This is a genomic window from Actinoplanes lutulentus (assembly GCF_003259845.1).
Classification (GTDB): Bacteria; Actinomycetota; Actinomycetes; order Mycobacteriales; family Micromonosporaceae; genus Actinoplanes; species Actinoplanes lutulentus.
In genome coordinates, this window is sequence record NZ_QLMJ01000004.1 from 482,288 (window position 1) to 507,518 (window position 25,231).

Below are 25,231 nucleotides of genomic sequence, written 5' to 3' on the forward strand. Positions count from 1 at the left end.
CGTTCGTTCGCTGGCCTGTGCGTTTGGCGGCCTGTTCGTTCGCTGGCCTGTGCGTTTGGCGGCCTGTTCGTTTGCCGGTCAACAGATCGACAGCGGAAGTTGTCCTCATCGGACGAGGGTGAGGTGCACTCAACGATCTTCGTAGGAGTTCACCGATATGGGTCACGGCCACGACCACTCTCACTTCCCGGACGCCGCCGGTGCGGCTGACGTCCCCGAAGCACTCGACCTGAGCATCCCGGAGAGCGAGATCTCCCCCGGCGACGCATCCCGTCGCCGCTTCCTGCTCGGCGCCGGTCTGCTCGGCGCCGGCGCGGCCGCTTCCGTGCTCGCCCGCCCGGGCGCCGCTGAGGCCGCCGGCCTCGCGCACACTCACGACCACGTCGGTGGCGGCAACGCCAAGGGCGGGTTCCAGTGGCTCGCCGGCGACCACCACATCCACACGCAGTACAGCTCGGACGCCCAGTACCGGGTGCTCGACCAGGCTCAGAAGGGTCAGGCGTACGGCCTGGACTGGCTGGTCATCACCGACCACGGCAGCGCCGCCCACGCCAAGATCGGCGTGGAGAAGGTCAACCCGGACATCGTGAAGACCCGCGAGGAGCTCAAGGGCCTGCTCACGTTCCAGGGGCTGGAGTGGAACATCCCGGCCGCCGAGCACGCCACCGTGTTCGTCACCCCGTCGAAGAACGAGGTCGAGGTTCTCAAGCAGTTCGAGAACGCGTACGACGGCACGTTCGTACCGGCGACCAACACTGCCGCGCAGAACGAGGCGCTGGCGATCGCCGGCATCAAGTTCCTCGGCGAGCAGGTGAAGAAGCGCAAGATCGACGGCGCGCTGTTCTTCGCGAACCACCCGTCCCGGCGGGGCATCGACTCGCCGCACGAGATCCGCGGCTGGCGTGAGGCCGACCCGACCGTCGCGGTCGGCTTCGAGGGCGCGCCCGGCCACCAGGCCGCCGGCATCCCGGCCCCGAACGGCCGTGGCGGCGCCCGTGGCTACTACGACAACAACCCGTCGGCCGCGTCGTTCGCCGGTTACCCGCTGGAGACGTACCGCACCTGGGGTGGCTTCGACTGGATGACCTCCACGGTCGGCGGCCTCTGGGACAGCCTGCTCGCCGAGGGCAAGGCGTGGTGGATCACCGTCAACTCGGACAGCCACGTCAACTACCTCGACCAGACCGAGCGCGGGCCGGGCAGCGACTTCAACGCCAACGGCAAGTACAACGACCCGGTCTACAACGGCTCGGTCAACACGCAGGCGGGCGACTTCTGGCCGGGCTTCTACGGCCGGACGAACGTGGGCGCGTCGTCGTTCGCGTACAAGGCGGTCGTCGACGGTCTGCGCGCCGGTCGCGTCTGGGTCGACCACGGCCGGCTGATCAAGGGCCTGGACGCCCAGGTACGCGTCTCCGGCGACCGCCGCTGGTCCACCGGCACCCCGCTCGGCGGCGTGCTGCAGGTCAAGCGCGGCACCTCGACCGAGCTGACCCTCGAGATCGACCTGCAGGACATCCCGAACTGGGCCGGTTTCGTCCCGGTCCTCAAGCGGGTTGACGTGATCGTCGGCACGGTCACCGGCCCGGTGTCGGACCAGGACGCCTTCACCACCCCGAACACCAAGGTGGCCAAGTCGTTCGAGATCTCCAAGACCAGCGGCAAGGTCACCTTCACCTACAACCTCGGCCGCCTGGACAAGCCGTTCTACCTCCGGGTACGCGGCACCGACGGCAACCGCACCCAGCCGGGTCTCCTGGGCGCCTCGGTCGACCCGTACGGTCCGCAGCTCGATGTGGCCGGCTCTGCCGACCCGTGGGGTGACCTGTGGTTCTACACCAACCCCATCTGGGTCCTGCCCCGATGACGTACTCCGTCGCGCCGGCCGCCATCTCGGCGGCCGGCACCGCCGGCGCTGCCCGGGTTGTCGGCGCTGCCAGCGCTGCCCGGGTTGTCGGCGCCGCCCGGATCATCGGTGTCAGCCTCGGGCACGCCACGCTGTCCGAGGCCGACCACTGGATTGGCTCGCTGTCACCCGCGCCGGTGCTGGCCTGCACCCACCTGGTCGCCGCGCCGTTTCCGCACGTCGCGATCAGCCTGCTCACCGCTCTTTCGTACGCGAATTCGGACGGCCTGGACGCGGCCGCTCAGGCTGCCGCATCCGGGCAGTTCGGCCGGGCCGTCCGGTTCCCCGGCGTCGAACGCCTCACCGGCGAACTGACGGTCAGCGAGATCCTCCAGCGCAGTTCGATCTCCCGGGTGGAGGTGCTCGGCAGCGGGCTCGCCGACCGGGACACCGTCGTGGACACCGGCGATTTCGTCCGGCCCCAGTTCCGCGGCGGTGAGCTGGTGCTGGTCACCACCCCGGCGGCCGGCGGGCGGCTGATCCCGTTCGAAAGGCGGGATCCCACCCCCTGCTGTGCCGACCACTGAACGACGCCTCCCTACTGTGAGGGCATGAGTCGCCCTCGCCTGCCCCACCTGCTGGCCGATACGCGCAGCGGCGTGCTGCTGTTCAGCATCACGCCGCCCCGGCGCAGCACACCCGAGGAGCGGGTCAAGGAGATCGCCGAAGTCACCCTCGACCGCCTCAGCGGCTTGGACCTCGACGGCCTGATCCTGTACGACATCGACGACGAGTCCGACCGCAATCCGGACGAGCGCCCGTTCCCGTTCCTGGAAACCCTGGACCCGGCCCGGTATTACGCCGACCACCTGGGCGGCTGGGACAAGCCGGTGGTCATCTACCGCTGCGTCGGCAAATATCCCGAGGACGAGCTCCGCGACTGGATGTCCGGCGTCGACAACCGGGTCCTCAGCGTTTTCGTCGGCGCCTCCTCCGGCGGCAAACCGGTCCAGACCAGCCTGCGCCAGGCCCAGGCCGCCCGCGCCGAGGTACGCCCCGAGCTGCCCCTGGGCGCGGTGGTCATCGGCGAACGGCCGGACGAACACCTGCGCATGCTCAAGAAGCAGGAGCGCGGCGCCGGCTTCTTCATCTCCCAGGTCGTCTACCACGCCAACGAGACGAAGAACCTGCTCTCCGATTACTACTACGGCTGCCGGGAACGCGGCATCGCCCCGCGCACGATCATCTTCACGCTGTCCCTCTGCGGCTCCCTGAAGACCCTGGAGTTCCTCGCCTGGCTGGGCGTCGACGTCCCCCGCTGGCTCCAGAACTCCCTGCGCCACGCGAACGACCCGCTGGCCGAGTCGTACCGCCAGTGCATCGCGATCGCCCGAGACCTCATCGACTTCTGCGAACACCTGGGCATCCCGTACGGCTTCAACGTGGAAAACGTCTCCATCCGCAAAACCGAAATCGAAGCCACCACCGACCTGGCAGCCGAAATAGCCGAACTCCTCCACTACCGCCGCCACTAGGGTTGACCGCGTGATCGACTTCAACAATGGAACGTCGACATCCGCCAGCTGAGCCTGATGATCGCCAACTACGTCCTCTGAGGAACCGGCGGCCCCGCAAACCCGTAGTCAGTCGATCGTTCCGGGATCAGCGACCCAGCGAGTCGGCTGGCCGGTCACCTCGGCGACCTGCACGAAATCGGCGTCGTAATGCAGGAGCGTCAGATCGTGAAATTCCGCCGTCGCGGCGGTCGCGATTGACCCGTTCGCAAGCGATCGGTGCCATATGCGGCGCAGTTCGGAGTTGCCCAGAAACCTGAGCAGAGCGCTTGTGTCCGCGAGAAAGCTCACGTCATCCACGAACAGCCTGCTTCCGCTGCCAGGGGCGGTTCCGCTTGTCGAGCAATTCGTCGAACTGGCCGGTCGCGGCGATCTCCACCAACTCGGCGAGCGCGCGGGTGCGGCGAGTCCGAGCGGCGGCGTCGTGCAGCGCGGCGCTGATCGTCTCAGCCTCGGTCGTTGTCCCATACAGCTCTGCGGCGTCAGCCAGCACCTCGCTGTCCGGGTCGACCTCGTGTCCGGCCATCAGATCCCCCATAGTCCGCACCGACCCTTCGAGTGTAGGTGTCCCGGCTAACGACTAGCCGTCATACGACAAGGCTAGTCGTGTGCATAGATCAACTCAAGGGGCAGGCCTGGGAGGATGGGGCCCATGCTCGTAGCCTTTTCTGTCACCCCCATCGGGGCCGGTGACTCCGTCGGGGACGCTGTCGCTGAAGCTGTCCGCGTTGTCCGGGCCTCTGGCCTGCCGAACCGGACCGACTCCATGTTCACCACGATCGAGGGCGAGTGGGACGAGGTGATGGCGGTCGTGAAACAGGCCGTCGACGCCGTCGCCCTGGTCGCGCCCCGGGTCAGTCTCTCGCTCAAGGCGGACGTGCGGCCCGGTGTCACCGGCGCGCTCACCGCCAAGATCGAGCACATCGAGCGGGTGCTGGGCCAGTGAGGCGCCTGGTCATGTGGGACATCGACTACACGCTGCTGCGCGGCGGCGGGGTCGCGGCCCGGTCGTGGAAGGCGGCGTTCACCGAGGTCACCGGGCTCGCCTGGCGGGACACCCCGATCTTCGGCGGGCGCACCGACCTGGACATCTGCGCGGAGGTGTTCGCCGTCCACGGGGTGACCGACTGCACCCCCGAGCGCTTCTTCACCAGATATGTGGAAATAGTCGAGCAGGTCAGGCACGAGTTCGCCGAGCAAGGGTCGCTCATGCCCGGCGTCGAAGAGGTGCTGCGCCGGCTGGGCGACGACCCAGCCGTGGTGCAGACCTTGGTGACCGGCAACGTTCCGGCAGTCGCCCGGGCCAAGGTGGCCGCTTTCCGGCTCGATCACGTCTTCGACGCCGAGGTCGGCGGTTACGGCACCGACGACAGCGTCCGCGCCACCCTGGTCCGGCGGAGCCTGGAGCGGGCCGAGGCGAAGTACGGCGAACGGTTCCTCCCGGTCGTCATCGGCGACACCGTGAACGACGTGACGGCCGCCCTGGCGAACGGCGCGGTCGCGGTCGCGGTGGCGACCGGCTCGACGACGACGGCCGACCTCGTGGCGGCGGGCGCGCACACCGTCCTGCCCGACCTGAGCGACCCGGACCTGGCGATCGCGGCCCTCATGGCCTCAACCCCGGCGGGAACCTGAAAAAACGGTCATGGCCTCAACCCCGGCGGGAACCTGAGAGAACGGTCATGGCCTCAACTCCGGAGGGAACCCCGTCCACCGCAGCTCCGCCGGCAGGTGTGTGAGGTCGTTAACCAGGATCACCCGGGGCACCTGCCCGGCCGGATAACGGATCAGGGTGACCCCGGTGTTGCACTGGTTCACCACCCGGAACCGTTCCGGCGGGGCCGCGTACGCGTCCCGCAGGAACCACCCCACCTGGAAGTTGTGCGTGATCACCAGCTCGTGGCTCTCGTCGGCCACCGGGCTGGTGAACCGGGCGATCATCGCCGCCGAGACACTCGGATCGTCGGTGGGCACCTGGTCGTCGAGTTCCTCCGCCTCCCGGACCGGCACGTCCGGGAAATGGCGGGCGACGATCTGTGCGGTCCGCAACGCCCGGGGTTTCGGACTATGGCTGATCGATTCAAGGGGCAGGCCGGCCAGACGAGCACCGAGCAGCGACGCCTGCTGCCGCCCGGCCTCGGTCAGATCCGACTGATCGGGCACGGCCTCACCGTGCCGCACGAGCCATAGATGCCGGACAGCCACGACGAACCTCCCTGATGGATGATCAGGTAGGACTCACCGGGTTGGGCAGCGCTCCTCCGAACCGGCGGTCCCGCTGGGCGTACAACTCGCACGCATACCAAAGGTGACGCCGATCGAAGTCCGGCCACAAGGTGTCGAGGTAGACCATTTCCGCGTACGCGGATTGCCAGAGCAGGAAGTTGGACGTGCGCTGCTCGCCGGAGGGGCGCAGGAACATGTCCACGTCCGGGACCTCGGGGTGGTACAGGTACCGCGAGATGGTCTTCTCGTTGACCTTGTCGGCCTTGAGTTTGCCGGCCGCGACGTCGCGGGCGATCGCCGCCGCCGCGTCCGCGATCTCGGCCTGGCCGCCGTAATTCACGCAGAACTGCAGGGTGAGCGTCTTGTTGTTCTTGCTCATCTCCTCGGCGGTCTGCAGCTCGGAGATGACGCTTTTCCACAGCCGGCCGGCCCGGCCGGACCAGACCACCCGCACACCGAGGTCGACGAGCTGGTCGCGGCGCCGCCGGATGACGTCACGGTTGAAGCCCATCAGGAAGCGCACCTCCTCGGGCGAACGCTTCCAGTTCTCGGTGGAGAACGCGTACGCCGAAAGGTACGGAATACCGAGCTCGATGGCGCCCTCAATGGTGTCGAAGAGCGAGTGTTCCCCCTGCTCGTGGCCCTTGGTCCGGGACAGCCCACGATCTTTCGCCCAGCGGCCGTTGCCGTCCATGACGATGGCCACGTGTTTGGGCAGCGCGGCGGCCGGCAGCTGCGGTGGCCGGGCGCCGGAGATGTGAGGGATGGGCGGACGCGGGCTCAAGGGTTCAACTCCCGTCGATCGACAAGCGGCAGCGAACGCAGCGCTCGTTCCATGTGCCATTGCAGGTGTGCGGCGACCAGACCGCTGCACTCCCGGCGCACCGAGGGCGCGGACGCGTCGGCGATCACCCAGTCGCCGGAGGTCAGCGCGGACATCAGGCCGAGCGTGTCCGGGCTGGGGTGTGCCGCGCCGGGCGGCCGGCAGTCGGGGCAGACCGCGCCACCGGCCGGGACCGCGAACGCGGCGTGCTGCCCCGGTGTGCCGCAGACCGCGCACTCGGTGACCGCGGGCGCCCAGCCGGCGAAAGCCATGGCCCGCAAAAGGTACGCATCAAGCACCAGCCCACCCGCGTGCTCGGCGGTGGCGAGTGCTTTCATCGCGCCCAGGGTGAGCTGGAAGAGCCGCAGCGCGGGCTCCCGCTCGACCGGGGTGAGCCGCTCGGCGGTCTCACAGATCGCCGAAGCCGCGGTGTAACGCGGATAGTCCGACAGCAGGGACTTGCCGAAAAGGGAAACCGCCTCGACCTGGCTGACCGAGTGCAGCGCGCTGCCCACACCCTCCGGCGAACCGGCGAGCTGCAGGTCGATGTGACCGAACGGCTCGAGCCGCGCCCCGAAACGCGACGACGTGCGCCGCACACCGCGGGCGACCGCGCGGAGCCGGCCGTTGCGGCGGGTGAGCAGGGTGACGATCCGGTCGCTCTCGCCGAGTTTCTGGACGCGCAGAACCACCGCGTCGTCGCGGTAGAGCTGGCGTCGGTATCCGGCGGGCATCCCGTCATTCTGCCCGGTGCCTACGACATACCCTGACCCGGATCTCAGGGTCGCCTCCGGGACGGGACCGATGGCGCTACGGGTGCTCCCGGAAATAGCGTTTCCAGCATGAGCCGAAGAGTTGCCCTTGCCCTTGCCGCCGCCTCAGTGGTTGCCCTGACCGGCTGCGACGGCGTGGTCGGCGCCCGGATGACGTTCGACGACACCGAGAAGGCCAAGGTCACCGACATCGTGCTGGACGGTGGCAGCGGTGACGTGCAGATCAGCACGGGCAGTGTCACCGAGACCCGGATCAAGCGAGTGATCCGCGGCTCGACCGATCCCGGTCCGTCGTACCAGCTGACCGGCTCGACGCTGACCCTGGCGACCGACTGCGGGGCGAACTGCCACGTCAACTACGAGATCACCGCCCCGGCCGGGGTGGCCGTCCGCGGCGAGTTGCGCTCCGGTGACCTGGGCGTCTCCGGCGCCGGCACCGTCGACCTCAAACTGACCTCGGGTGACGTCACGGTGGACAGCGCCACCGGCCCGGTCTCGATCGAGGCGACCTCGGGCGACCTGCTGGTGAGCGACGCGCCGTCCCTGACGGTCGAGCTGACCTCGGGTGACATCACCGCCGAGCGGATCGCCGGCCCGATCAAGGCCAGGGCGACCTCCGGCGACATGCAGCTCGACATCAGCGCACCGGCCTCAGTGACCGCGTCGGTGCAGAGCGGCGACCTCACTCTGCTGGTTCCCGAGGGCGCCTACCAGGTCCGCACCGACACCGGCAGCGGCGACGCCACCGCCGAGGACGTGCCCAACGACCCGAGCGCCAAGAACATCCTCGACCTACGCACGCGAAGCGGCGACCTCCTCGTAAGCACCAGGTGAGACCGAGGCCGGGGCCGGCGAGACCGGCACCGGCAGCCTCTTCCGGCCGGGCACCAGCTGCGGACGCCGTCCGGCCGCCACGTCCTCGACCCAGCCGACCGCCGCGAGCACCACACCGAGCAGCATCACCACCACGACCGCCCGCCACGAGATGCCGACCCAGCCACTGAGCGGCAGACCGTGCGCCTGGCCCACCTGGTTCACCGCCACGATGATCGGGATGTGCCAGAGATAGATCGTGAGCGCCCGCGCGTTCAGCACGGTCAGGGCGCGATGCTCCCGGACCATCGGGGCCACCCCGAGCGCCACCAGGATGAACGCCGCTGACCACAGTGCGTTGCCGAGCGGGATGTCGTTCAGGTCGTACCCTCGTGGTCCTGGATGGGTGATCACCCAGGCCGCGCCGGGAATGGCGAGCGCGGCCGCGAGGGTGAAGAGCCGCTTGCGGCTCAGCCGGCGCAGGTGCCCATCGTGATGGGCGAAACCGAGCAGCCAGGCCCCGCCGTAAAGCGCGAGGTCGCGCGCCACCGCCGGAAAAACAAAACCCGAAAATTCAAGAAAAACCAGCACAAGGTACGGGGTAAGCACCGAAGCCAGTGGAAAACGGCGGAACACCGGCAGTGCCAGCGGGGACAGCAGCACGAACCACAGGAAGTCCCGCAGGTACCAGGCGTGGCTCAGCGACTGCATCCACCAGCCGGTGGCCTCCGGATCGACCAGAGGGAAACCCCAGAGCAGCAGGTGCACGTCGAACGGAGTGCCGGCGATCAGCATCGCCGGCACCGCGATCACCAGGCCGAGAACCCAGAGCGAGGGCAGCAGCCGTCGCAGACGCCGCTCCACCGACCAGACGCCGAACCGGTCGATGGAGGCGGCCATCAGGGAGCCGGCCAGGGCGAACATCACCGACATGGCCGGGAAGATCACCGTCAGCGCCGCCCACCCGGTGAGGTGATAGACCACGACTCGCACGGTCGCCACCGCGCGCAAGAGGTCCAAGTACCGGTTCCGCATGACCGAAGGTGTTACCCGCGCTGAGCCGAAAAGCGCAAATCCCGGTGAATTATCCCATAGTCAGAGAATGTCTACGTATCGATCTAAAAGCCCAGCTTACGGAGCTGCTTCGGATCGCGCTGCCACTCCTTGGCGACCCGGACGTGAAGATCCAGATAAACCTTCGTACCCAGAAGCTCTTCGATCTGAACCCGGGCCTGGGAACCGACCTGCTTGAGCCGCTCGCCCTTGCTCCCGATCACGATCGACTTCTGGCTGGACCGCTCCACGTACAGATCCGCGTAGATCTTCGTGAGCTTCCCCTCGACCTGCATCTCCTCGACGAGGACGGCGATCGAGTGCGGCAGCTCGTCGCGCACACCCTCCAGCGCCGCCTCGCGGATCAGCTCGGCGATCAGGACCTGTTCCGGCTCCTCGGTCAGGACGTCGTCCGGGTAGAGCTGCGGCGACTCCGGAAGGTACTTGACCATCGCGTCGGTGAGCAGCTCCACCTGGTGCCCGGAGACCGCGCTGACCGGGACGATCGCCGCGAACTCGTACAGCTTCGAGACCGCGAGCAGCCGCTCGGCCAGCAGCTGCGGGCTGACCAGGTCGACCTTGGTCACCACCGCGATCACGGTGGCCTTGAGGTCGTTCATCTCCGAGGAGATGAATCGGTCGCCGCGACCCACCGGCTCGTCCGCCGGGAAACAGATCCCGATCACGTCGACCTCGCTCCACGTCTCGCGGACCAGGTCGTTGAGACGCTCGCCGAGCAGCGTGCGCGGCCGGTGCAGACCCGGCGTGTCCACCAGCACGAGCTGCGAGTCCGGCCGGTGCAGGATGCCGCGGATGATGTGCCGGGTGGTCTGCGGCTTGTTCGACGTGATCGCGATCTTCTGACCGATGATCGCGTTCGTCAGCGTCGACTTGCCCGCGTTGGGTCGCCCGACGAAACAGGCGAAACCAGCACGATAAACCCCATCGGTCTGCTTATCGGAACTGGCGGCCTTGTGCCGGTGCACCTTCTGCGAATAAGAGCTTTCGGTACGCGTCTCCGCGGCGGCCGCCTGTGCCTTGCGAGCCCGGGGTTTCCTGGTCGAGCCCGGCTGCGCGCCGCCCTTGCCTGCGCCGAACCGAGGTCCTGCGGGCTTCTGCCCAGTGGCCGGTTTCTGACCGGAGCCGCCGGCCGGCTGGCCACCGCTCTGCTCCAGGCGTTTCGCGGCCTGGCGTTCCTGACGGCGGCGCGCGTTGCGCTCGCCCGGGCTCAGCCGGCGCTCACCCTCGGTCAGACGGCGCTCGCTCTTCTCCTCGGCCATCAGAGGACCGTGCCGAGCAGGGAGCCGTTGGTGCCGGCGACGTGGATCGGCGCGTCGGCGGCCAGGTCACGCACGGCGGCGTGGCCGGAGCCGTCCAGCGCCGACGCCTCGGTCACCACGGCGGCCGCCTCCAGCCGGGTAGCACCGGAAGCCACCGCCTGCGCCACGGCCAGTTGAAGGGCGGTCAGGGCGAGGCTGGGCAGCACGACCGTGGCAGCCGCGTAGGTGCGACCATCCTGGTCGCGTACCGATGCGCCCTCGACCGCGCCCACCCGGGCGCGCGCGCTGCGCGCCAGGGTGACCAATTTGGCGTCCTCGGCACTCAGCGGAGTGCCATCGGTGCCGGGCACGGGTGCGGCGGCGAAGGTCTGCTCAGGCATCTGCTGGTTGTCTTTCCTCTGTCTCAGTGACGTTCTCGTCGTTCTTCTCGGCGGACGGCCCCGGTCCCACCCGGCACACCAGCACCGAGTCGATCCGGTTCCGGCGGCCGGTGGTGCCCTCGGCGATCAGGTGAAGCCCACCCACGTCGACGGCGGCGCCCGGAATCGGAACCCGGCCCAGCGTCTGCGCGAGCAGGCCACCGACCGTCTCCACCTCGTCGGTGGGCAATTCCACCCCGAAGATGTCGCCCAGGTCCTCGATCGGCAGGCGTGCGGCAACCCGCACCGCGCCGTCCTCGAGGTGCTCGATGGGCGGGCGTTCCACGTCGTACTCATCGGTGATCTCGCCGACGATCTCCTCGAGGATGTCCTCGATGGTGACCAGGCCGGCTGTGCCACCGTACTCGTCCACGACGATCACCAGGTGGGTGCGTGCCGCCTGCATCTCGGAGAGCAGGTCGTCGACCGGTTTCGACTCGGGCACGAACGTGGCCGGGCGCATCGCGTCCGCCACGGCCTGAGCGGCCGCCGCCGGGTCGCCGTTCTGTGTGCGGCGGATCACGTCTTTCAGATAGAGCACACCCAGCACGTCGTCGACGCTCTCGCCGATCACCGGGATCCGGGAGAACCCGGAGCGCAGGAAGAGGAAGAGCGCCTGCTGCAGCGTTTTCGGCGCCTCGATCCACACCATTTCGGTACGCGGAACCATCACCTCGCGGGCGATCGTGTCACCGAGCGCGAAGACCGAGTGGATCATTTCGCGCTCGCCGTGCTCCACGACGCCACGTTGCTCGGCCAGGTCGACCAGCTCACGCAGCTCGACCTGGCTGCCGAACGGGCCCTCCGGGAAGCCCTTCCCCGGGGTCACCGCGTTGCCGATCAGGATCAGCAGCTGAGCGAGCGGGTTGAGCACCTTGCCGAGCCAGCGCACCAGCGGAGCCGTCGCCAGCCCCACCGCGTACGCGTGCTGGCGCCCCACGGTCCGCGGCGCGACCCCGATCACCACGAAGCTGACCAGCGTCATCGTGCCGGCCGCGACAAGTGCCGCCTGCCAGCCGACACCCCAGGTGTCCACCGCCACGAGCGCCACCAGCGTCGTCGCGGTGAGCTCGCAGAGCAGGCGGAGCAGCAGGAGCAGGTTGACGTAACGGACCACGTCGGAGGCGACGGCGGCCAGCGCGGTCGCGCCCCGCCGGCCTTCCCGGGCCAGCTCCGCGGCACGGGCCTGGCTGACCATGGCCAGCGCGGCGTCGGTCATCGACGCCAGGCCGGCCAGCAGCACCAGCGCCACCGCACAAATGATCAATTGCAGGTCCGGCAGGCCCGCTGAGGCGGACGCTGCCAGTCCGGAGGCGGGCTCCATGGTCAGCCGGCCTTACGTGTGGTGCGCCAGCTCTGCAGAAGCTTGTTCTGCAGAGCGAACATCTCGCGCTCCTCATCCGGCTCGGCGTGGTCGTAACCGAGCAGGTGCAGCACCCCGTGCACGGTGAGCAGGTGCAGCTCGTCCGCGGCGGAGTGGCCGGCGACGGCGGCCTGTTTCGCGGCCACCTCGGGCGCCAGCACGATGTCGCCGAGCAGCGCCGGCTCACCGACCCCGGACTCGCCGGGGCCGTGGTCGACGCTGCCCTCGTCCATCGGGAAGGCGAGCACGTCGGTGGGACCGTCGCTCCCCATCCAGCGATGGTTGAGCTCGGCCATGTAGTCGATGTCGACCAGGAGGATCGACAGCTCGGCGAGTGGGTTGACACCCATCTCGTCCAGGGCGTGCCGGGCAACCGCGAGGATCGCGTCGGTGTCGACCTCGACTCCCGACTCGTTGGCGATCTCGATGGACATAGCGGTGCGATTACCCCTTGGAAATCAGCGCCGGTGCCCGGTGCGACCGCCGGTGGCGGTCCTGCCCGGCACGGCGTGGACGGATTGTGCGGCCTGTTGCTCCTGCTCGGCATCGAAACGCGCGTACGCGTCGACGATCTCCGCGACCAGACGGTGGCGCACCACGTCGGAGCTGGAGAGCTCCGAGAAGTGCACGTCCTCGACGCCGCGCAGGATGTCCCGCACGACCTTGAGACCGCTGCTCGTGCCGCCCGGCAGGTCGACCTGGGTGACGTCGCCGGTCACCACGATCTTGGCACCGAAACCGAGCCGGGTCAGGAACATCTTCATCTGCTCGGGCGTCGTGTTCTGCGCCTCGTCGAGAATGATGAACGCGTTGTTGAGCGTGCGGCCCCGCATGTACGCCAGAGGCGCGACCTCGATCGTCCCGGCGGCCATCAGCCGCGGGATGGATTCCGGGTCGAGCATGTCGTGCAAGGCGTCATAGAGCGGACGCAGATAAGGGTCGATCTTCTCGGTCAGCGTGCCGGGCAGGAAGCCGAGCCGCTCACCGGCCTCGACGGCCGGCCGGGTCAGGATGATCCGGCTGACCTCCTTGGCCTGGAGAGCCTGCACGGCTTTCGCCATGGCGAGGTACGTCTTACCGGTACCGGCCGGGCCGATCCCGAAGACGATGGTGTTCTCGTCGATGGCGTCGACGTACTTTTTCTGGCCCAGCGTCTTGGGCCTGATGGTGCGCCCGCGCCGGGACAGGATGTTGAGGGTGAGCACCTCGGCGGGACGCTCCGAGGTGTTGGCCTCGAGCATCGCGAGGGTGCGGCGAACGGCGTCGACGCTGAGCGTCTCGCCTTTCTCGATGAGCTCGACGAGCTCCGCGAAGAGCCGCTCCGCCGTGGCGTTGTCGGCGGGCTCCCCGGTGATCGTGATCTCGTTGCCGCGAACATGCACGTCGCTGGCGACGGACCGCTCGATGAGACGGAGGATCTCGTCCCCGGGGCCGAGCAGGTTCACCATGATCTTCGGATCGCTCACCGAGATCTTGGTCTGCACCCGCACCGGGCTGGACGAGCCAGTGCTGGAAGGGTTCGGCGTTCCGGTCATAGGCTGGCCCAGTGGGCCTCCGCCACCTGCTCTCTTTCTCCGTGTCGCCCGGCTGAGGGCGGCTTGCTCGAGGATCGTGCCATCCTATCCGCTCGCCCGCTCCCCCGCCGATGCCATTATCGCCGCCCCGCTGGCGGGTCACCCGCCCGGTAAGGCTCCGGTCCGGACGACGCCGGACCGCCGTCGAAGCCGTCCTGGAACCGCCGGAACCGGTACGTGGCCCAGTGCATCCGGACCACCTCGCCGTGCTCGTCGCGGGTCAGTCGCAGCAGCTCACCGGACTCCCGGCCGGAGACCGTACGCAAAACGTCGTCCTGGCCGGGCAGTGCGCTCTCCTTACCGGGCAGCGGAGCGAACACCGCCGGCGGCCGGTCCGCGGGCGCCTCCGCGAGCCGGGCCTGAAGCTGCCCGTCATGCCACGCGAAAACAAACTCGGAACCCTCGCTCCACCAGTGGCCGAGCACCGATCGGTACGCCTTGGGCGCGGGTGCCGCGATCCGCCACGGCCGGATCTCGGCCGGGTCCAGCTCGACGGCGAGCCGGAGCAGCTCGTGGACCAGCTCGTTGACCTGTCCCGCTGTTCCGGAGGAGCCCAGCACCGCGCAGCCGAGCGCGCCCGGGTTGCCCTCGCCACCCCGGCGGCCGTAGACACCAGCCAGGAAACCGGGCATCGCGCCGTCGTGGCCGACGTGCATCACCCGCCGGCCCTCGGGCACCAGGATCAGGCCGAGGCCGAACCCGGCGCCCCACAGCGCCTCGTCGGTGGTGGTCAGCGGCCAGCGCATCTCGTCGAGGGTGGTCGCCTTCAGCACGCGGCCGTCCGGGTCGACCAGCTCCGGGCTGGTCAGGAACGCGGCCCATTTCGCCATGTCCGCGGCGGTGCTCCAGAGCTGCGCGGCGGGCGCGACACCGCCGAGCGGCACCGGCGGCTCAGGCCGGGCGGCATCCGAGTACGCGTCCACCAGGTAACCCACGGCGGACTGCGGCGGCGCCTCCACCGTGGTGGCGTCCAGGCCGAGCGGGACCAGGATGCGCTCGGCGACGATCTGCTCCCAGGTGCCGCCGCGGACCTTCGCCACGAGCTGCCCGAGGACCGCGAGCCCCAGGTTGGAGTAATGGAACCGGCGCGCGTTCGGCAGCACCCGCTCGGCCCGGTCCAGCTCCTCGACGAGCTTCGCCGCGTCCGGGGCGATCAGGGTGTCCCAGACGTCGCCGTGCGGCTCACGCTGGAAACCGGCCGTGTGCGACAGCAGCCGGCGCAGCGTGGCGTCACCGTGCGCCGGCAGGTCCAGGTACGCGTTCACCGGCTGATCGAGATCGAGCAGCCCCTCGTCCCGGGCCTGCAAAACGAGCACCGCGGTGAACGTCTTGGTGACCGAGCCGATCCGGAACCGGGTGTCCGGGCCGAGCGGATGCGCCGGGTTGCCGGACTCGCCGACGGTGAAGACCCACGGCTCCCGGTCGGCGCGGTGCAGCGCGACCGACAGCGCCGGGATGCGGCCGTCGGACTGTGCCCTGCGGGCGGCTCGCTCGTACCGGGGAGTCGGAGTGTTCACTTGCCGGCCAGCATCGGGCCCAGTGGCGCGCCGCCGACCAAGTGCGCGTGCACGTGGAAGACCTCCTGGCCGCCGTGTGCGCCGGTGTTGAAGATCACCCGGAAGCCGTCGGTGAGCCCCTCCTTCTCGGCCACGGCGGCCGCGGTGGCGAGCACGTCGGCCGCGGCGGACGGGTCGGCGGCGAGCGCGATCACGTCGGCGTGGTGCGCGACCGGGATCACCAGCACGTGGGTCGGCGCTTTCGGGTCGATGTCGCGGAACGCGAGGGTGGTCTCGGTGCGGTGCACGACCGTCGCCGGGATCTCGCCGGCCACGATGCGGCAGAAGAGGCAGGAGTTTTCCACCTGTCGGATCTTATGCGTTGAGGATTGAATGGTCGCCGGATCCATGTCGTTAACGCTGGGAGCGCTCTCATGACCGATCTCGATCATTTCCTCGGGCAACTGACCCTGGAGGAGAAGGTGTCCTTGCTGACCGGGCAGGACTTCTGGTCGCTGCCCGCGATCCCCCGGATCGGCCTGCGCTCCCTGGTGATGTCCGACGGCCCGGTCGGCGTACGCGGCACCGGGTACGCCCCGGACGACCCGTCGATCGCCCTGCCCAGCCCGACCGCGCTCGCCGCCACCTGGGACACCGCTCTGGCGCAGCGAGCCGGCCGGCTGCTCGGCCAGGAGTCCCGGCGCAAGGGTGTGCACGTGCTGCTCGGCCCGACCGTGAACCTGCACCGCACCCCGCTCGGCGGACGGCACTTCGAGTGCTACTCGGAGGATCCGCTGCTCACCGGCGAGATCGCGGCCGGGTTCGTGGCGGGCGTCCAGTCGCACGGCGTCGGCACCACGGTGAAGCACCTGGTCGGCAACGACTTCGAGACCGACCGGATGACCGTGGACGTACGGATTCCGCTGCGTGCGCTGCGTGAGGTCTACCTGGCGCCGTTCGAGCGGGTCGTGGCGGCCGGCGGCTGGGGCGTGATGAGCGCGTACAACGGGGTCAACGGGCTGCCGATGGCCGCCAACGGGGTCATCCAGGACGAGATCCTGAAGCGGGAGTGGGGCTTCGACGGGGTGGTCGTCTCCGACTGGCGGGCCGCCCGGGAGACGGTTCCCACGGCGAACGGCGGCCTGGACATCGCGATGCCCGCCATGGACAACCCGTGGGGTGCCTCGCTGGTCGCCGCGGTCCGGGCCGGCGAGGTGCCGGAGGACGTGATCGACGACAAGGTGCGCCGGGTGCTGCTGCTCGCCGCCCGGACCGGCGCCCTGGACGGTTTCGCCATCGCCGACATCCCGCTCGACGAGGACGGTACCGCGGTCGCCCACGAGGTGGCGGCCCGCTCGTTCGTGCTGGCCACCAACGACGGCGTGCTCCCGCTGTCCACCGTCGACCTGACCCGGGTCGCGGTGATCGGCGCGCTCGCCACCGACGCCCGGGTGCTCGGCGGCGGCAGCGCCCAGGTCACCCCGCCGCACGTCATCTCGCCGCTGGACGGCATCCGCAAGGACCTGCCCGGCGTCGATGTGGCGTACGCGATCGGCGCCGACCCACGACCGTTTCTGCCCGCCGCTCAAGGCCCGCAGTGGGGCACTTTCCACCTCGCCCTCAACAGCTCCGACGGCGAAGACCGCGACGGCTTCGACTTCGGTGTCGAGACCGCGACCGTACGCTGGATCGGCGACCTCCCCGGCGGCCTCGACGTCGCCACGGCCACCAGCCTGGTCCTGCACACGTCGCTGACACCCACCGAGTCCGGCGAGCACATCCTCGCGATCTCCGGGTTCGGCGCGTTCGAACTGACCGCCGGCGACAGCCTGCTCTACAAGGGTTCGCTGCACCCGCCCGGCACCGGCCGCGCCGACCTGCTGCTGCACCCGCGTGAGCAGCGCTTCCCCATCACCCTGGAAGCCGGCGTGACCGTTCCGGTGGTGCTCCGGCAGACCTTCGAACCCGGCATGGCCCACTCGGTCGCCACCACGCTCGGTTACCGCGCCCCCGGCCCGGACGACGAAGGCCTGATCGTCGAGGCCGTCGAACTCGCCGCCCGCTCGGACGTGGCGATCGTCGTGGTCGGCACCACCGAACAGGTCGAGTCCGAAGGCTTCGACCGCACGAGCCTGGCCCTGCCCGGCCGCCAGGACGAGCTGGTCTCCCGGGTAGCCGCCGCGAACCCGCGCACCATCGTCGTCGTCAACGCCGGCTCCCCGGTGCTGCTGCCCTGGTCAGACGAGGCCGCCGCGATCCTGCTCACCTGGTTCGGAGGCCAGGAGGCCGGCGCCGCCCTCGCCGACGTCCTCCTCGGCGTCACCGAACCCGGCGGCCGCCTGCCCACCACCTGGCCGCGCCGCGAAGAGGACTGCCCGGTACTCGATGTCCGCGTCACGGACGGCGCCCTCGCCTACGACGAGGACATCTTCATCGGATACCGCGCCTGGTTGCGCTCACCGGCCAGCCCACTCTTCGCGTTCGGTCACGGCCTCGGTTACACCACCTTCGGGTACGCGAACCTGACGGCCGCCTCGGACTCGGCGACCGTGACCATCACGAACACGGGCGAGCGCCCCGGCCGCGAGGTGGTCCAGATCTACCTGAGCTTCAACGGCACCACCGACGGCAACGGCTCGATCGAGCGGCCGGAGCGCTGGCTGGCCGGCTTCGCCTCAGTCACGGCCGCACCGGGCCAGACGATCACGGTCCGGGTGCCGCTGCCAGAGCGCGCTTTCCAGATCTGGAACGACGGCTGGCACACAATCCCCGGCACCTACACGGTGACCGCCGCCCAAGCCCTCAACGCCCCCCGCCTAACAGCCCACCTAACCCGCTAACCCCACCCACCCACAGCCACCCACGCGCAGTCGCCCACCCGCCCGCAGCTGCCAGCCGCAGCGCCCACCCCTGCCGCCCGCCCCGCCGCCTGCCCGCCCTTCCGCGATCTTGTGAGGTTTGGGCGGCTCGGGCGGCGCAAAGTCACAAGATCGCCGGCGGGCGGCCGGCCAAGCGCGCACGCCTTCGCAATCTTGTGAGCTTGTACCGCCCAGACCACCCAAAACTCACAAGATCGCGGGCGGGCGGCAGGGGCGGGCGGGCGGCGGCGGTTATCACCGCACGATGCGACGGGCGTGGGCGGTGGTGTGGTTACCAGCGGGTTAGGCGGGTGGAGAGGACTGAGAGGGCTGCCACGCCGGCTGTTGAGGTGCGCAGTACCGCGTTGCCCAGGCGGACCGGGATCGCGCCGGCCGTGCGGAACGTCTCCACTTCGGCGTCGCTGATGCCGCCCTCGGGGCCTACCACCAGGATGATCTCGCCGGACTCCGGAAGTGGTGCCGAGGTCAGCCGCTCGGCCGCTTCCTCGTGCAGCACGAACGCGGCCGCCGCGTCGGCGATCCGGGCCGCTACCTGTTTTGTCGAGCAGTCCGGGTCGCCGGCCACCGACGGGAGCCAGGAGCGCCGGGCCTGCTTGGCCGCCTCCCGGGCGGTCGACGCCCACTTGTCGCGAGCCTTGAATCCCCGGTCGCCGCGCCACTGCGCCACCGATCGGGAAGCCGCCCACGGCACGATCTCGTCGACGCCGACCTCGGTCATCGCTTGGACGGCCAGTTCGCCGCGGTCGCCTTTCGCGATCCCCTGGACCACGACCAGACGCGGGTCAGCGGCCGGTTCGGTCGAGCGTTCGCCGATCAGCAGGTCGACGGTTCCCCTGCCGACCGCGCTGACCTCGGCTTTCGCGGTGCCACCCCGGCCGTCGGCGAGGATCAGCGTCTCACCGGCCCGGAGTCGCTGCACGGTGGCGGCGTGGTGCCCTTCCGGTCCGTCCAGGGTGAACGACGTTCCAGCGGGCAGGCTCTCGACCAGAAACAGAGGCGCGGACACCCCCGAACGCTACCGAACCCCACCCCAGCCAGCGCTCACGGTCGCCCAACGCCCGAAATGTGGAGCCACGAGCGCGAGCCGGGCTGGGGCTGAGGTGGTGCGCAGCGCGGCCTGGCACGGGGCACGGGGCACGGGGCTCGGGCGGGCAGCCGGGGCGGTTCGGCCTACCCGGCGTTGCCACGGGGGTGACAGGAAAAGGAGCGTGACCACTCACGCAGGTCGCGCGGCCCGGGGAGCGTCAGCGAACCCGGGCCGGGCCCTCGGCGGGAGCGACGGTCTGCACCATCGCCCCGCTGCGACATCGGAATTTGACTTTAATGTCCGTTGAAAGCGTCTCGCATCCGCGAGAAGAAGCCGCCCTGCTTGCTGAGCTCCGCGATGTCCTCGCCGCGGGTCTTGGCGAAGTCGCGGAGCATGCGCTCCTGGTCGGCGGTGAGTTTCGTCGGGGTTTTGACGTCGAGGTGCACGAAGAGATCGCCGCGACCCTGGCCGCGCAGATGCGGTACGCCCTTGGTGCGGATGCGCAGCGTGCTGCCGGGCTGAGTGCCGGCCTTGACCTCGATGTTCTCTTCGCCGTCGAGGGTCTTGATGGTCATCCGGGTGCCGAGGGCTGCGGCGGTCATCGGGAGCGTCACCCGGCAGTGGAGGTCGTCGCCCTTGCGGGAGTAGACGTCGTGCGGGCGCTCGTGGATCTCGACGTAGAGATCGCCGGCGGTGCCGCCGCCGGGGCCGACCTCGCCCTGCTGGGCCAGGCGGATGCGCATGCCGTCCTCGACGCCCGCCGGGATCTTGACGGTCAGGGAGCGTCGTGTCCTTATCCGGCCGTCGCCCGCGCAGGTGGGGCAGGGCGTCGGGATGGTCGTGCCGTGGCCCTGGCAGTTCGCGCAGGGGCGGGACGAGACGACCTGGCCGAGGAAGGTGCGCTGCACCGACTGGACCTCGCCACGGCCGGCGCAGACGTCGCAGGTCGCGAGGTGCGTGCCGGGGGCGGTGCCGGCGCCGGAGCACTGGGTGCAGAGGACCGCGGTGTCGACGGTGATCGGCGCCTCGACGCCGAAGGCGGTCTCGACCAGGTCGAGTTCGAGGCGCAGGATCGCGTCGGCGCCGGGACGGGTACGCGGGCGCGGCCCACGTGAGCCACCGCCGGCCGCCGTGCCGAAGAACGCGTCCATGATGTCTTGGAAGCCGACGAAAGGTCCGGCTCCGCCGGGGCCGGGCGCGCCGCCACCACCGGGCGCGAGAGGGTCGCCGCCGAGATCGACGATCTGCCGCTTCTGATCGTCCGAAAGGACCTCGTAAGCGGCGTTGATCTCTTTGAACTTCTCGTGCGCCTCAGGGTCCGGGTTGACATCGGGGTGGTACTGCCGAGCCAGTTTGCGGTAGGCGCGCTTGATCTCGTCGTCGGTGGCTTCCCGGCTCACGCCGAGAATTCCGTAGTAGTCCTTGGCCACGGGGTTTGGAGTCCTCAATGTCTGCGCGAATCCGTCAATTCTGTGCCAACAGGTCGCCAACGTACCGTGCCACTGCACGAACAGTAGCGATGGTGCCCGGGTAGTCCATGCGGGTGGGCCCCAGAACACCGAGCCCACCAACGATCGTCGCACCTGGTCCGTAACCGCTGCTCACCACGGATGCCGACCGGAGGTTGTCGATCTCGTTCTCGTCGCCGATCCGGACCCGGGTGGTGCTCGGCTCCAGGTCACCGATCAGTTTCAGCAGGATGACCTCCTCCTCGAGGGCTTCGAGGACGGGGCGCAGCGTGCCCTGGAAGTCCAGCACACCACCGCGGGTCAAATTGGCGGTACCGGCAAGGGCGAGGCGCTCCTCACTGCGCTCGACGAGTGTCTCAAGCAGCACCGAGGCGAGACACGCCATCGCGGGGCGCCGCTCCGGAGCCGACTCGTCGACGAGTTTCTGCACCAGGAGGGGGGTGTCGGCGAGTTTCTGACCGACCAGTTTCTCATTCACCCGGCGGCGCAGCTCCCAGACGTCGTCGGGAGCGATCGGGCCGGGCATCTCGACGAGGCGCTGCTCGACACGGCCGGTGTCGGCGATCATCACGAGGGTGAGCCGGGTCGTGGAGATCGGCACCAGCTCGAGGTGGCGGACCGAGGACCGGGAGAGGCTCGGGTATTGCACCACGGCGACCTGGCGGGTCAGCTGGGCGAGGAGCCGGACCGTGCGGTGCACGACGTCGTCGAGGTCGACGACACCGACCATGAAACGCTCGATGGCCCGGCGCTCGGCGGGGGTCAGCGGCTTTATCCGGGTGAGGCGGTCGACGAAGAGGCGGTAACCCGCGTCGGTGGGCACCCGGCCGGCACTGGTGTGCGGTTGCCGGATGTAACCCTCCTCCTCCAGGACGGCCATGTCGTTGCGCACGGTCGCCGGGGAGACGCCCAGCTGGTGGCGCTCGACCAGGGCCTTGCTGCCGACCGGCTCATGCGTCTCGACGTAGTCCTGGACGATCGCCCGGAGAACCTCGAGCTTGCGGTCGTCGAGACTCAAGACGACCCCTCCCCCCTTTTTGGCACTCCCGCAGACAGAGTGCCAGTCTACGTCGCCAGGGGCGGCAACGCGATGATCGAAAGTACGTAGCGTTCTCAGATCTTGGGCGGCGGGGCGGGCACAACCAGGTGGATCACCAGCCTTAGCGTGGAGATATGACCGAGCCTCCGCGCCCTCCCGAGGGAAATGATCCCTATAACGACCCTTACGCCCAGACTCCACCCCCTGGGTATCAGCCGCCGCCCCCGCCCGGTTACGGCCCGCCGCAGGGATATCAGCCTCCGCCGCAGGGTTACGGGTACGGCGGCGGCGGTTACCAGCAGCCTCCGGGCGCCGGCGAGGACCGCACCTGGATCGTGCTGACCCACTTCATCAGCGCGCTGGTCGCGTTCCTGAGCAGCGGCACCCTCGGCTGGGTCATGCCGCTCATCGCGCTGCTCTCGCAGGGCGCTCGCTCGCCGCAGGTGCGCGCCGAGGCCGTGCAGGCGCTGAACTTCCAGATCCTCTGGTCGGTTCTGACGATCGTGGGATATATCCTGATCTGCGTGTTCATCGGCTGGCTCGTGGTCCTGGCCACCTGGCTGATCGCCTGGATCGTGCCGCTGATCGCGGGCATCAAGGCGACCAACGGGCAGCCGTTCCGTTACCCGCTAAACGTCTCGATCATCAAATAACGTCTCTGATCACGGCGTCGGCGAGCAGCCGGCCCCGCAGCGTCAGCACCAGCTGTCCCCGGTCGTAAGCGCCCTTGTCGAGCAGTCCACCGGCAAGGGCGCGAGCCGCGGCGTCCTTGTTGAGACCTCGCAGCGAGATGCCCTCCCGCAAACGAACGCGGAGCATCACGTCCTCCATGTGCCGATCCTCGTCGGTGAGAACCTCACGGGCCAGGCCAGGCGACTCGCCGGCGGCGAGCCTTTTCGCGTACGCGGACGGATGCTTGACGTTCCACCACCGCACCCCGCCGACGTGGCTGTGCGCGCCCGGACCGAGGCCCCACCAATCGGCACCGGTCCAATAGAGCAGGTTGTGACGGCACTCCCCGCCCTTTTTCGCCCAGTTGGACACTTCGTACCACTCGAAGCCGGCACCGGTCAGCGCCGCCTCGGCCGCGAGATAACGGTCCGCGGCGACGTCGTCCTCCGGGAACGGCAGCTCACCCCGGCGCATCCGGGTCGCCATCCGGGTGCCGTCCTCGACGATCAGGGCGTACGCGCTCACGTGGTCGACCCCGGCATCGACGACCGCGTTCAGCGACCGGGCGAAGTCGTCCGGGCTCTCCCCCGGCGTTCCGTAGATCAGGTCGAGGTTGACGTGCTCGAACCCGGCGTCACGGGCTTCGAGAGCGGCCTGCGGTGCGCGGCCGGCGGTGTGTTTGCGGTCGAGGACGCGCAGAACGTTCTCCGCGGCGGACTGCATGCCCAGTGAGATGCGGGTGAAGCCGGCGTTGCGCAGTGTTTTCAAGTAGGAAATATCGACAGATTCCGGATTTGCCTCCGTGGTCACCTCGGCATCTGCCGCCAGACCCCAGGTGTTGTCGATCCCCTCCAGAATCCGGCCGAGATCATCCGCAGGCAGCAGCGTGGGTGTCCCCCCGCCGACGAAGACCGTGTCCACCCGTTTTCCGGGCTCGATCACCCGCGCGGCCAGTTCCAATTCCTGGAGCACGGTCGATGCGTACTCATCGCGGCTCGCACCGCCGCCCAGCTCACTGGCCGTGTACGTATTGAAGTCGCAGTACCCGCAACGGCTGGCACAGAACGGAACGTGGACGTAGACGGCGAACCCGTTCTCACCCACGTGCCGGGTCGCTTCGTCAGGAAGCGAGCCATCAGTGGGTACGGGTTCACCATCGGGGAGTGCGCCTGCCATCCGTCAAGCGTAGTTATCGTTCCGGACATGGATCCGGTCCGCACCCTGACTCTGGACAACCCTGCCAGCCGCAACGCGCTCTCCACCGCTGTGCTGCGCGGAATGCTCGACGATCTGGCCTCGGCCGCCGCCGATCCGGCGTGCCGGGTGATCGTCCTCTCACACACCGGCCCGGTCTTCTGCTCGGGCGTCGACCTGAAGGAGACCGCCGCGGCCACGCCCGGCGACAAACTCCCCGCTGAACTGCTCGCCGACGTGCTCGCCGTGCTCTGGGAGTTCCCCAAACCGGTGGTCGCCCGGATCGCCGGTCCCGCCCGCGCCGGCGGCCTCGGCCTGATCGGCGCGGCCGACATCGCGGTCTGCGACCGCTCCGCCACGTTCTCCTTCACCGAGGTACGCCTCGGCGTGATCCCCGCGGTGATCAGCGCCACCGTCCTGCCCCGGCTCGCGCCACGCGCCGCCGCCGAGCTCCTCCTCACCGGCGACGTCTTCGACGGCACGCGAGCCGCGGAGATCGGCCTGGTCACTGCCGCGGTCGCCGCCGAGGACCTGGACGAAGCCGTGGCCGGCTTCTGCGCGTCGCTCATTCGCGGCGGTCCTCTCGCGCTTGCCGGGACCAAACAACTTCTCCGGCGTACGCGGAACGAGTCGATCCGCACCGAACTGGCAGATCTGGCACACCGGTCCGCCGGATACTTCAAGTCCGCGGAAGGGCGCGAGGGTGTCGCCGCGGCTCGGGAGAAACGGGATCCGTCCTGGTCCGTCGCCATGTAGTCACGCCGGGCTACGGGCGCTCGTTGGTTAGGCTTGGCGGCCGGCGACAGCTTGGAGGTGGGCGTGCGGAAGAAATCGATCATGGGCGGCATCGCCCTGCTGGCCCTCCTCGGCGCGCTCGGCGTGTTCGTGGTTCTGCGCTCGGTGGTGACCAACATCAAGCTGCCGCAGCTGGGCCCCGAGTGCACGGTCAGCGCCGACGGACAGGTGACCCTCGACTCCGTACAGATGGCGAACGCCGCGACGATCACCGCGGTCGGTGTCCGGCGCGGCCTGCCCGAGCAGGCCGTGGTGATCGCGCTCGCCACCGCGTTCCAGGAGTCGAAACTGGAGAACCTGGACGACGGCGACCGGGACTCGGTCGGGCTCTTCCAGCAGCGCCCCAGCCAGGGCTGGGGCACGTTCGAGCAGATCAAGGACCCTCGGTACGCGGCCGGCAAGTTCTACTCAGCCCTCAAGAAGGTCAAGGGCTGGGAGGAGATGCGGGTCACCGACGCGGCACAGAAGGTGCAGCGCTCGGCGTACCCGGAGGCGTACGAGAAGTGGTCCGACGAGTCGCGGGTGCTCGCCGCCGCGCTGACCGGCCGGGCCACCGGCGCCGTCGAGTGCCGGTACACCGGTACCCCGGCGGCCCGCGGCGCCGAGGCAGCCACCGCCCTGCTCGCCAGCCTCAAGCTGGACTGGGGCAAGAAGCTGCCGAACAAGGCGACCGCCAGCGACCCGGCCGGCCTGACCGTCACGGTCTCCAGCCCCGACACCGGCTGGCGGTACGCGCACTGGCTGGTCTCGCACGCCGCGGTGAGCGGCCTCGAACGGGTACGTTTCGCCGACCTGGAATGGCACGCGCCGGACGGGAAATGGCAGCCGGTAACCGGCGGCACGGGCGGAAACACCGCACAGGTGGTGGCTGAGGTGTTTCGGTGACCGGACGTAACTCTCGATCTGCCGCATACCG

The 25,231-nt window shown here is 69.4% G+C and carries 27 protein-coding genes; 10 read left to right on the forward strand and 17 right to left on the reverse strand.

The window, feature by feature from the left end; genetic code table 11:
- Nucleotides 1-157: 157 nt before the first annotated feature.
- Genes B0I29_RS12570 through B0I29_RS12580 form a run of 3 tightly spaced genes read left to right on the forward strand, consistent with a single transcriptional unit; the run spans nucleotide 158 to nucleotide 3,381 of the window.
- The gene (locus tag B0I29_RS12570; protein ID WP_111649079.1) at nucleotides 158-1,867 is read left to right on the forward strand and encodes a PHP domain-containing protein; all 1,710 of its coding nucleotides are present in this window, start codon (nucleotides 158-160) and stop codon (nucleotides 1,865-1,867) included.
- Nucleotides 1,864-2,433, forward strand: a complete 570-nt coding sequence (locus tag B0I29_RS12575) for a hypothetical protein (RefSeq protein WP_245972471.1) — start codon at nucleotides 1,864-1,866, stop codon at nucleotides 2,431-2,433. The genes B0I29_RS12570 and B0I29_RS12575 overlap by 4 nt, the downstream gene beginning before the upstream one ends.
- A 24-nt stretch (nucleotides 2,434-2,457) precedes the next feature.
- Nucleotides 2,458-3,381 (forward strand): methylenetetrahydrofolate reductase, encoded by a 924-nt coding sequence (locus tag B0I29_RS12580; protein ID WP_111649080.1) that lies wholly within the window; start codon nucleotides 2,458-2,460, stop codon nucleotides 3,379-3,381.
- 108 nt (nucleotides 3,382-3,489) lie between these two features.
- Here B0I29_RS12580 and B0I29_RS12585 read toward each other — a convergent pair whose 3' ends face one another.
- Nucleotides 3,490-3,720 carry a PIN domain-containing protein gene (locus B0I29_RS12585; RefSeq protein WP_111649081.1) on the reverse strand — a complete coding sequence of 77 codons (231 nt, stop codon included), beginning with the start codon at nucleotides 3,718-3,720 and terminating at the stop codon, nucleotides 3,490-3,492.
- Nucleotides 3,713-3,958, reverse strand: coding sequence for a DUF2191 domain-containing protein (locus B0I29_RS12590; RefSeq protein WP_111649082.1), 246 nt, complete (start codon nucleotides 3,956-3,958; stop codon nucleotides 3,713-3,715). Before B0I29_RS12590 ends, B0I29_RS12585 begins: the two co-directional genes overlap by 8 nt.
- A 114-nt stretch (nucleotides 3,959-4,072) precedes the next feature.
- Between B0I29_RS12590 and B0I29_RS12595 the strand changes: the two genes are divergently transcribed.
- Complete coding sequence (locus B0I29_RS12595; protein ID WP_111649083.1) at nucleotides 4,073-4,366, forward strand: MTH1187 family thiamine-binding protein; 294 nt, start codon at nucleotides 4,073-4,075, stop codon at nucleotides 4,364-4,366.
- A complete protein-coding gene (locus tag B0I29_RS12600; protein WP_245972472.1) occupies nucleotides 4,363-5,055 on the forward strand; it encodes an HAD family hydrolase in 693 nt (230 codons plus the stop codon). The genes B0I29_RS12595 and B0I29_RS12600 overlap by 4 nt, the downstream gene beginning before the upstream one ends.
- Nucleotides 5,056-5,100: 45 nt before the next feature.
- Here B0I29_RS12600 and B0I29_RS12605 read toward each other — a convergent pair whose 3' ends face one another.
- Genes B0I29_RS12605 through recO form a run of 3 tightly spaced genes read right to left on the reverse strand, consistent with a single transcriptional unit; the run spans nucleotide 5,101 to nucleotide 7,203 of the window.
- Nucleotides 5,101-5,625 (reverse strand): phosphoglycerate mutase family protein, encoded by a 525-nt coding sequence (locus B0I29_RS12605; protein ID WP_111649085.1) that lies wholly within the window; start codon nucleotides 5,623-5,625, stop codon nucleotides 5,101-5,103.
- 22 nt (nucleotides 5,626-5,647) lie between these two features.
- Nucleotides 5,648-6,430: an isoprenyl transferase gene (locus B0I29_RS12610; protein WP_111649086.1), complete on the reverse strand. Its 783-nt coding sequence runs from the start codon at nucleotides 6,428-6,430 to the stop codon at nucleotides 5,648-5,650.
- Nucleotides 6,427-7,203: a DNA repair protein RecO gene (gene recO / locus B0I29_RS12615; RefSeq protein ID WP_111649087.1), complete on the reverse strand. Its 777-nt coding sequence runs from the start codon at nucleotides 7,201-7,203 to the stop codon at nucleotides 6,427-6,429. Before recO ends, B0I29_RS12610 begins: the two co-directional genes overlap by 4 nt.
- 108 nt (nucleotides 7,204-7,311) lie before the next feature.
- Between recO and B0I29_RS12620 the strand changes: the two genes are divergently transcribed.
- Entirely contained in the window at nucleotides 7,312-8,076 is a 765-nt protein-coding gene (locus B0I29_RS12620; RefSeq protein WP_181557782.1) for a DUF4097 family beta strand repeat-containing protein, read from the forward strand.
- Here B0I29_RS12620 and B0I29_RS12625 read toward each other — a convergent pair.
- The 8 genes from B0I29_RS12625 to B0I29_RS12660 form a co-directional block, all read right to left on the reverse strand.
- Nucleotides 8,035-9,090 carry an acyltransferase family protein gene (locus B0I29_RS12625; protein ID WP_111649089.1) on the reverse strand — a complete coding sequence of 352 codons (1,056 nt, stop codon included), beginning with the start codon at nucleotides 9,088-9,090 and terminating at the stop codon, nucleotides 8,035-8,037. The genes B0I29_RS12620 and B0I29_RS12625 overlap by 42 nt on opposite strands.
- Nucleotides 9,091-9,173: 83 nt before the next feature.
- Nucleotides 9,174-10,094 carry a GTPase Era gene (era, locus tag B0I29_RS12630; RefSeq protein ID WP_111649189.1) on the reverse strand — a complete coding sequence of 307 codons (921 nt, stop codon included), beginning with the start codon at nucleotides 10,092-10,094 and terminating at the stop codon, nucleotides 9,174-9,176.
- A 293-nt stretch (nucleotides 10,095-10,387) separates the two neighbouring features.
- Complete coding sequence (locus tag B0I29_RS12635) at nucleotides 10,388-10,768, reverse strand: cytidine deaminase (RefSeq protein ID WP_111649090.1); 381 nt, start codon at nucleotides 10,766-10,768, stop codon at nucleotides 10,388-10,390.
- Nucleotides 10,761-12,131 (reverse strand): hemolysin family protein, encoded by a 1,371-nt coding sequence (locus tag B0I29_RS12640; protein WP_111649091.1) that lies wholly within the window; start codon nucleotides 12,129-12,131, stop codon nucleotides 10,761-10,763. Before B0I29_RS12640 ends, B0I29_RS12635 begins: the two co-directional genes overlap by 8 nt.
- Nucleotides 12,132-12,133: 2 nt before the next feature.
- Nucleotides 12,134-12,604 (reverse strand): rRNA maturation RNase YbeY, encoded by a 471-nt coding sequence (ybeY, locus tag B0I29_RS12645; RefSeq protein ID WP_111649092.1) that lies wholly within the window; start codon nucleotides 12,602-12,604, stop codon nucleotides 12,134-12,136.
- Between the two features lie 24 nt (nucleotides 12,605-12,628).
- A complete protein-coding gene (locus B0I29_RS12650) occupies nucleotides 12,629-13,705 on the reverse strand; it encodes a PhoH family protein (protein ID WP_111649093.1) in 1,077 nt (358 codons plus the stop codon).
- Between the two features lie 116 nt (nucleotides 13,706-13,821).
- Nucleotides 13,822-15,261: a serine hydrolase domain-containing protein gene (locus tag B0I29_RS12655; RefSeq protein ID WP_111649094.1), complete on the reverse strand. Its 1,440-nt coding sequence runs from the start codon at nucleotides 15,259-15,261 to the stop codon at nucleotides 13,822-13,824.
- Complete coding sequence (locus B0I29_RS12660; RefSeq protein ID WP_245972473.1) at nucleotides 15,258-15,605, reverse strand: HIT domain-containing protein; 348 nt, start codon at nucleotides 15,603-15,605, stop codon at nucleotides 15,258-15,260. The genes B0I29_RS12655 and B0I29_RS12660 overlap by 4 nt, the downstream gene beginning before the upstream one ends.
- A gap of 69 nt (nucleotides 15,606-15,674) precedes the next feature.
- Here B0I29_RS12660 and B0I29_RS12665 point away from each other — a divergent pair, with 69 nt between their 5' ends.
- Nucleotides 15,675-18,080, forward strand: coding sequence for a beta-glucosidase family protein (locus B0I29_RS12665; protein WP_111649096.1), 2,406 nt, complete (start codon nucleotides 15,675-15,677; stop codon nucleotides 18,078-18,080).
- A 310-nt stretch (nucleotides 18,081-18,390) separates the two neighbouring features.
- Here the strand turns inward: B0I29_RS12665 and B0I29_RS12670 are convergent, their stop codons facing one another.
- The 3 genes from B0I29_RS12670 to hrcA all read right to left on the reverse strand — a co-directional run bounded on the left by B0I29_RS12670 (nucleotide 18,391) and on the right by hrcA (nucleotide 21,633).
- Nucleotides 18,391-19,125: a 16S rRNA (uracil(1498)-N(3))-methyltransferase gene (locus B0I29_RS12670; RefSeq protein ID WP_111649097.1), complete on the reverse strand. Its 735-nt coding sequence runs from the start codon at nucleotides 19,123-19,125 to the stop codon at nucleotides 18,391-18,393.
- A 314-nt stretch (nucleotides 19,126-19,439) separates the two neighbouring features.
- The gene (gene dnaJ, locus B0I29_RS12675) at nucleotides 19,440-20,576 is read right to left on the reverse strand and encodes a molecular chaperone DnaJ (protein ID WP_111649098.1); all 1,137 of its coding nucleotides are present in this window, start codon (nucleotides 20,574-20,576) and stop codon (nucleotides 19,440-19,442) included.
- 34 nt (nucleotides 20,577-20,610) lie between these two features.
- Nucleotides 20,611-21,633, reverse strand: a complete 1,023-nt coding sequence (gene hrcA, locus B0I29_RS12680) for a heat-inducible transcriptional repressor HrcA (RefSeq protein WP_111649099.1) — start codon at nucleotides 21,631-21,633, stop codon at nucleotides 20,611-20,613.
- A 155-nt stretch (nucleotides 21,634-21,788) separates the two neighbouring features.
- Here hrcA and B0I29_RS46640 point away from each other — a divergent pair, with 155 nt between their 5' ends.
- Complete coding sequence (locus B0I29_RS46640; RefSeq protein WP_221401759.1) at nucleotides 21,789-22,307, forward strand: DUF4870 domain-containing protein; 519 nt, start codon at nucleotides 21,789-21,791, stop codon at nucleotides 22,305-22,307.
- Here the strand turns inward: B0I29_RS46640 and hemW are convergent.
- A complete protein-coding gene (hemW, locus tag B0I29_RS12690; protein ID WP_111649100.1) occupies nucleotides 22,300-23,502 on the reverse strand; it encodes a radical SAM family heme chaperone HemW in 1,203 nt (400 codons plus the stop codon). The genes B0I29_RS46640 and hemW overlap by 8 nt on opposite strands.
- 27 nt (nucleotides 23,503-23,529) lie before the next feature.
- On the opposite strand from hemW, the gene B0I29_RS12695 reads away from it, so the two are divergent.
- Both B0I29_RS12695 and B0I29_RS12700 read left to right on the forward strand, forming a co-directional pair.
- Complete coding sequence (locus tag B0I29_RS12695) at nucleotides 23,530-24,276, forward strand: enoyl-CoA hydratase-related protein (RefSeq protein WP_111649101.1); 747 nt, start codon at nucleotides 23,530-23,532, stop codon at nucleotides 24,274-24,276.
- 57 nt (nucleotides 24,277-24,333) lie between these two features.
- Nucleotides 24,334-25,200, forward strand: coding sequence for a hypothetical protein (locus tag B0I29_RS12700; RefSeq protein ID WP_111649102.1), 867 nt, complete (start codon nucleotides 24,334-24,336; stop codon nucleotides 25,198-25,200).
- Nucleotides 25,201-25,231: the final 31 nt, after the last annotated feature.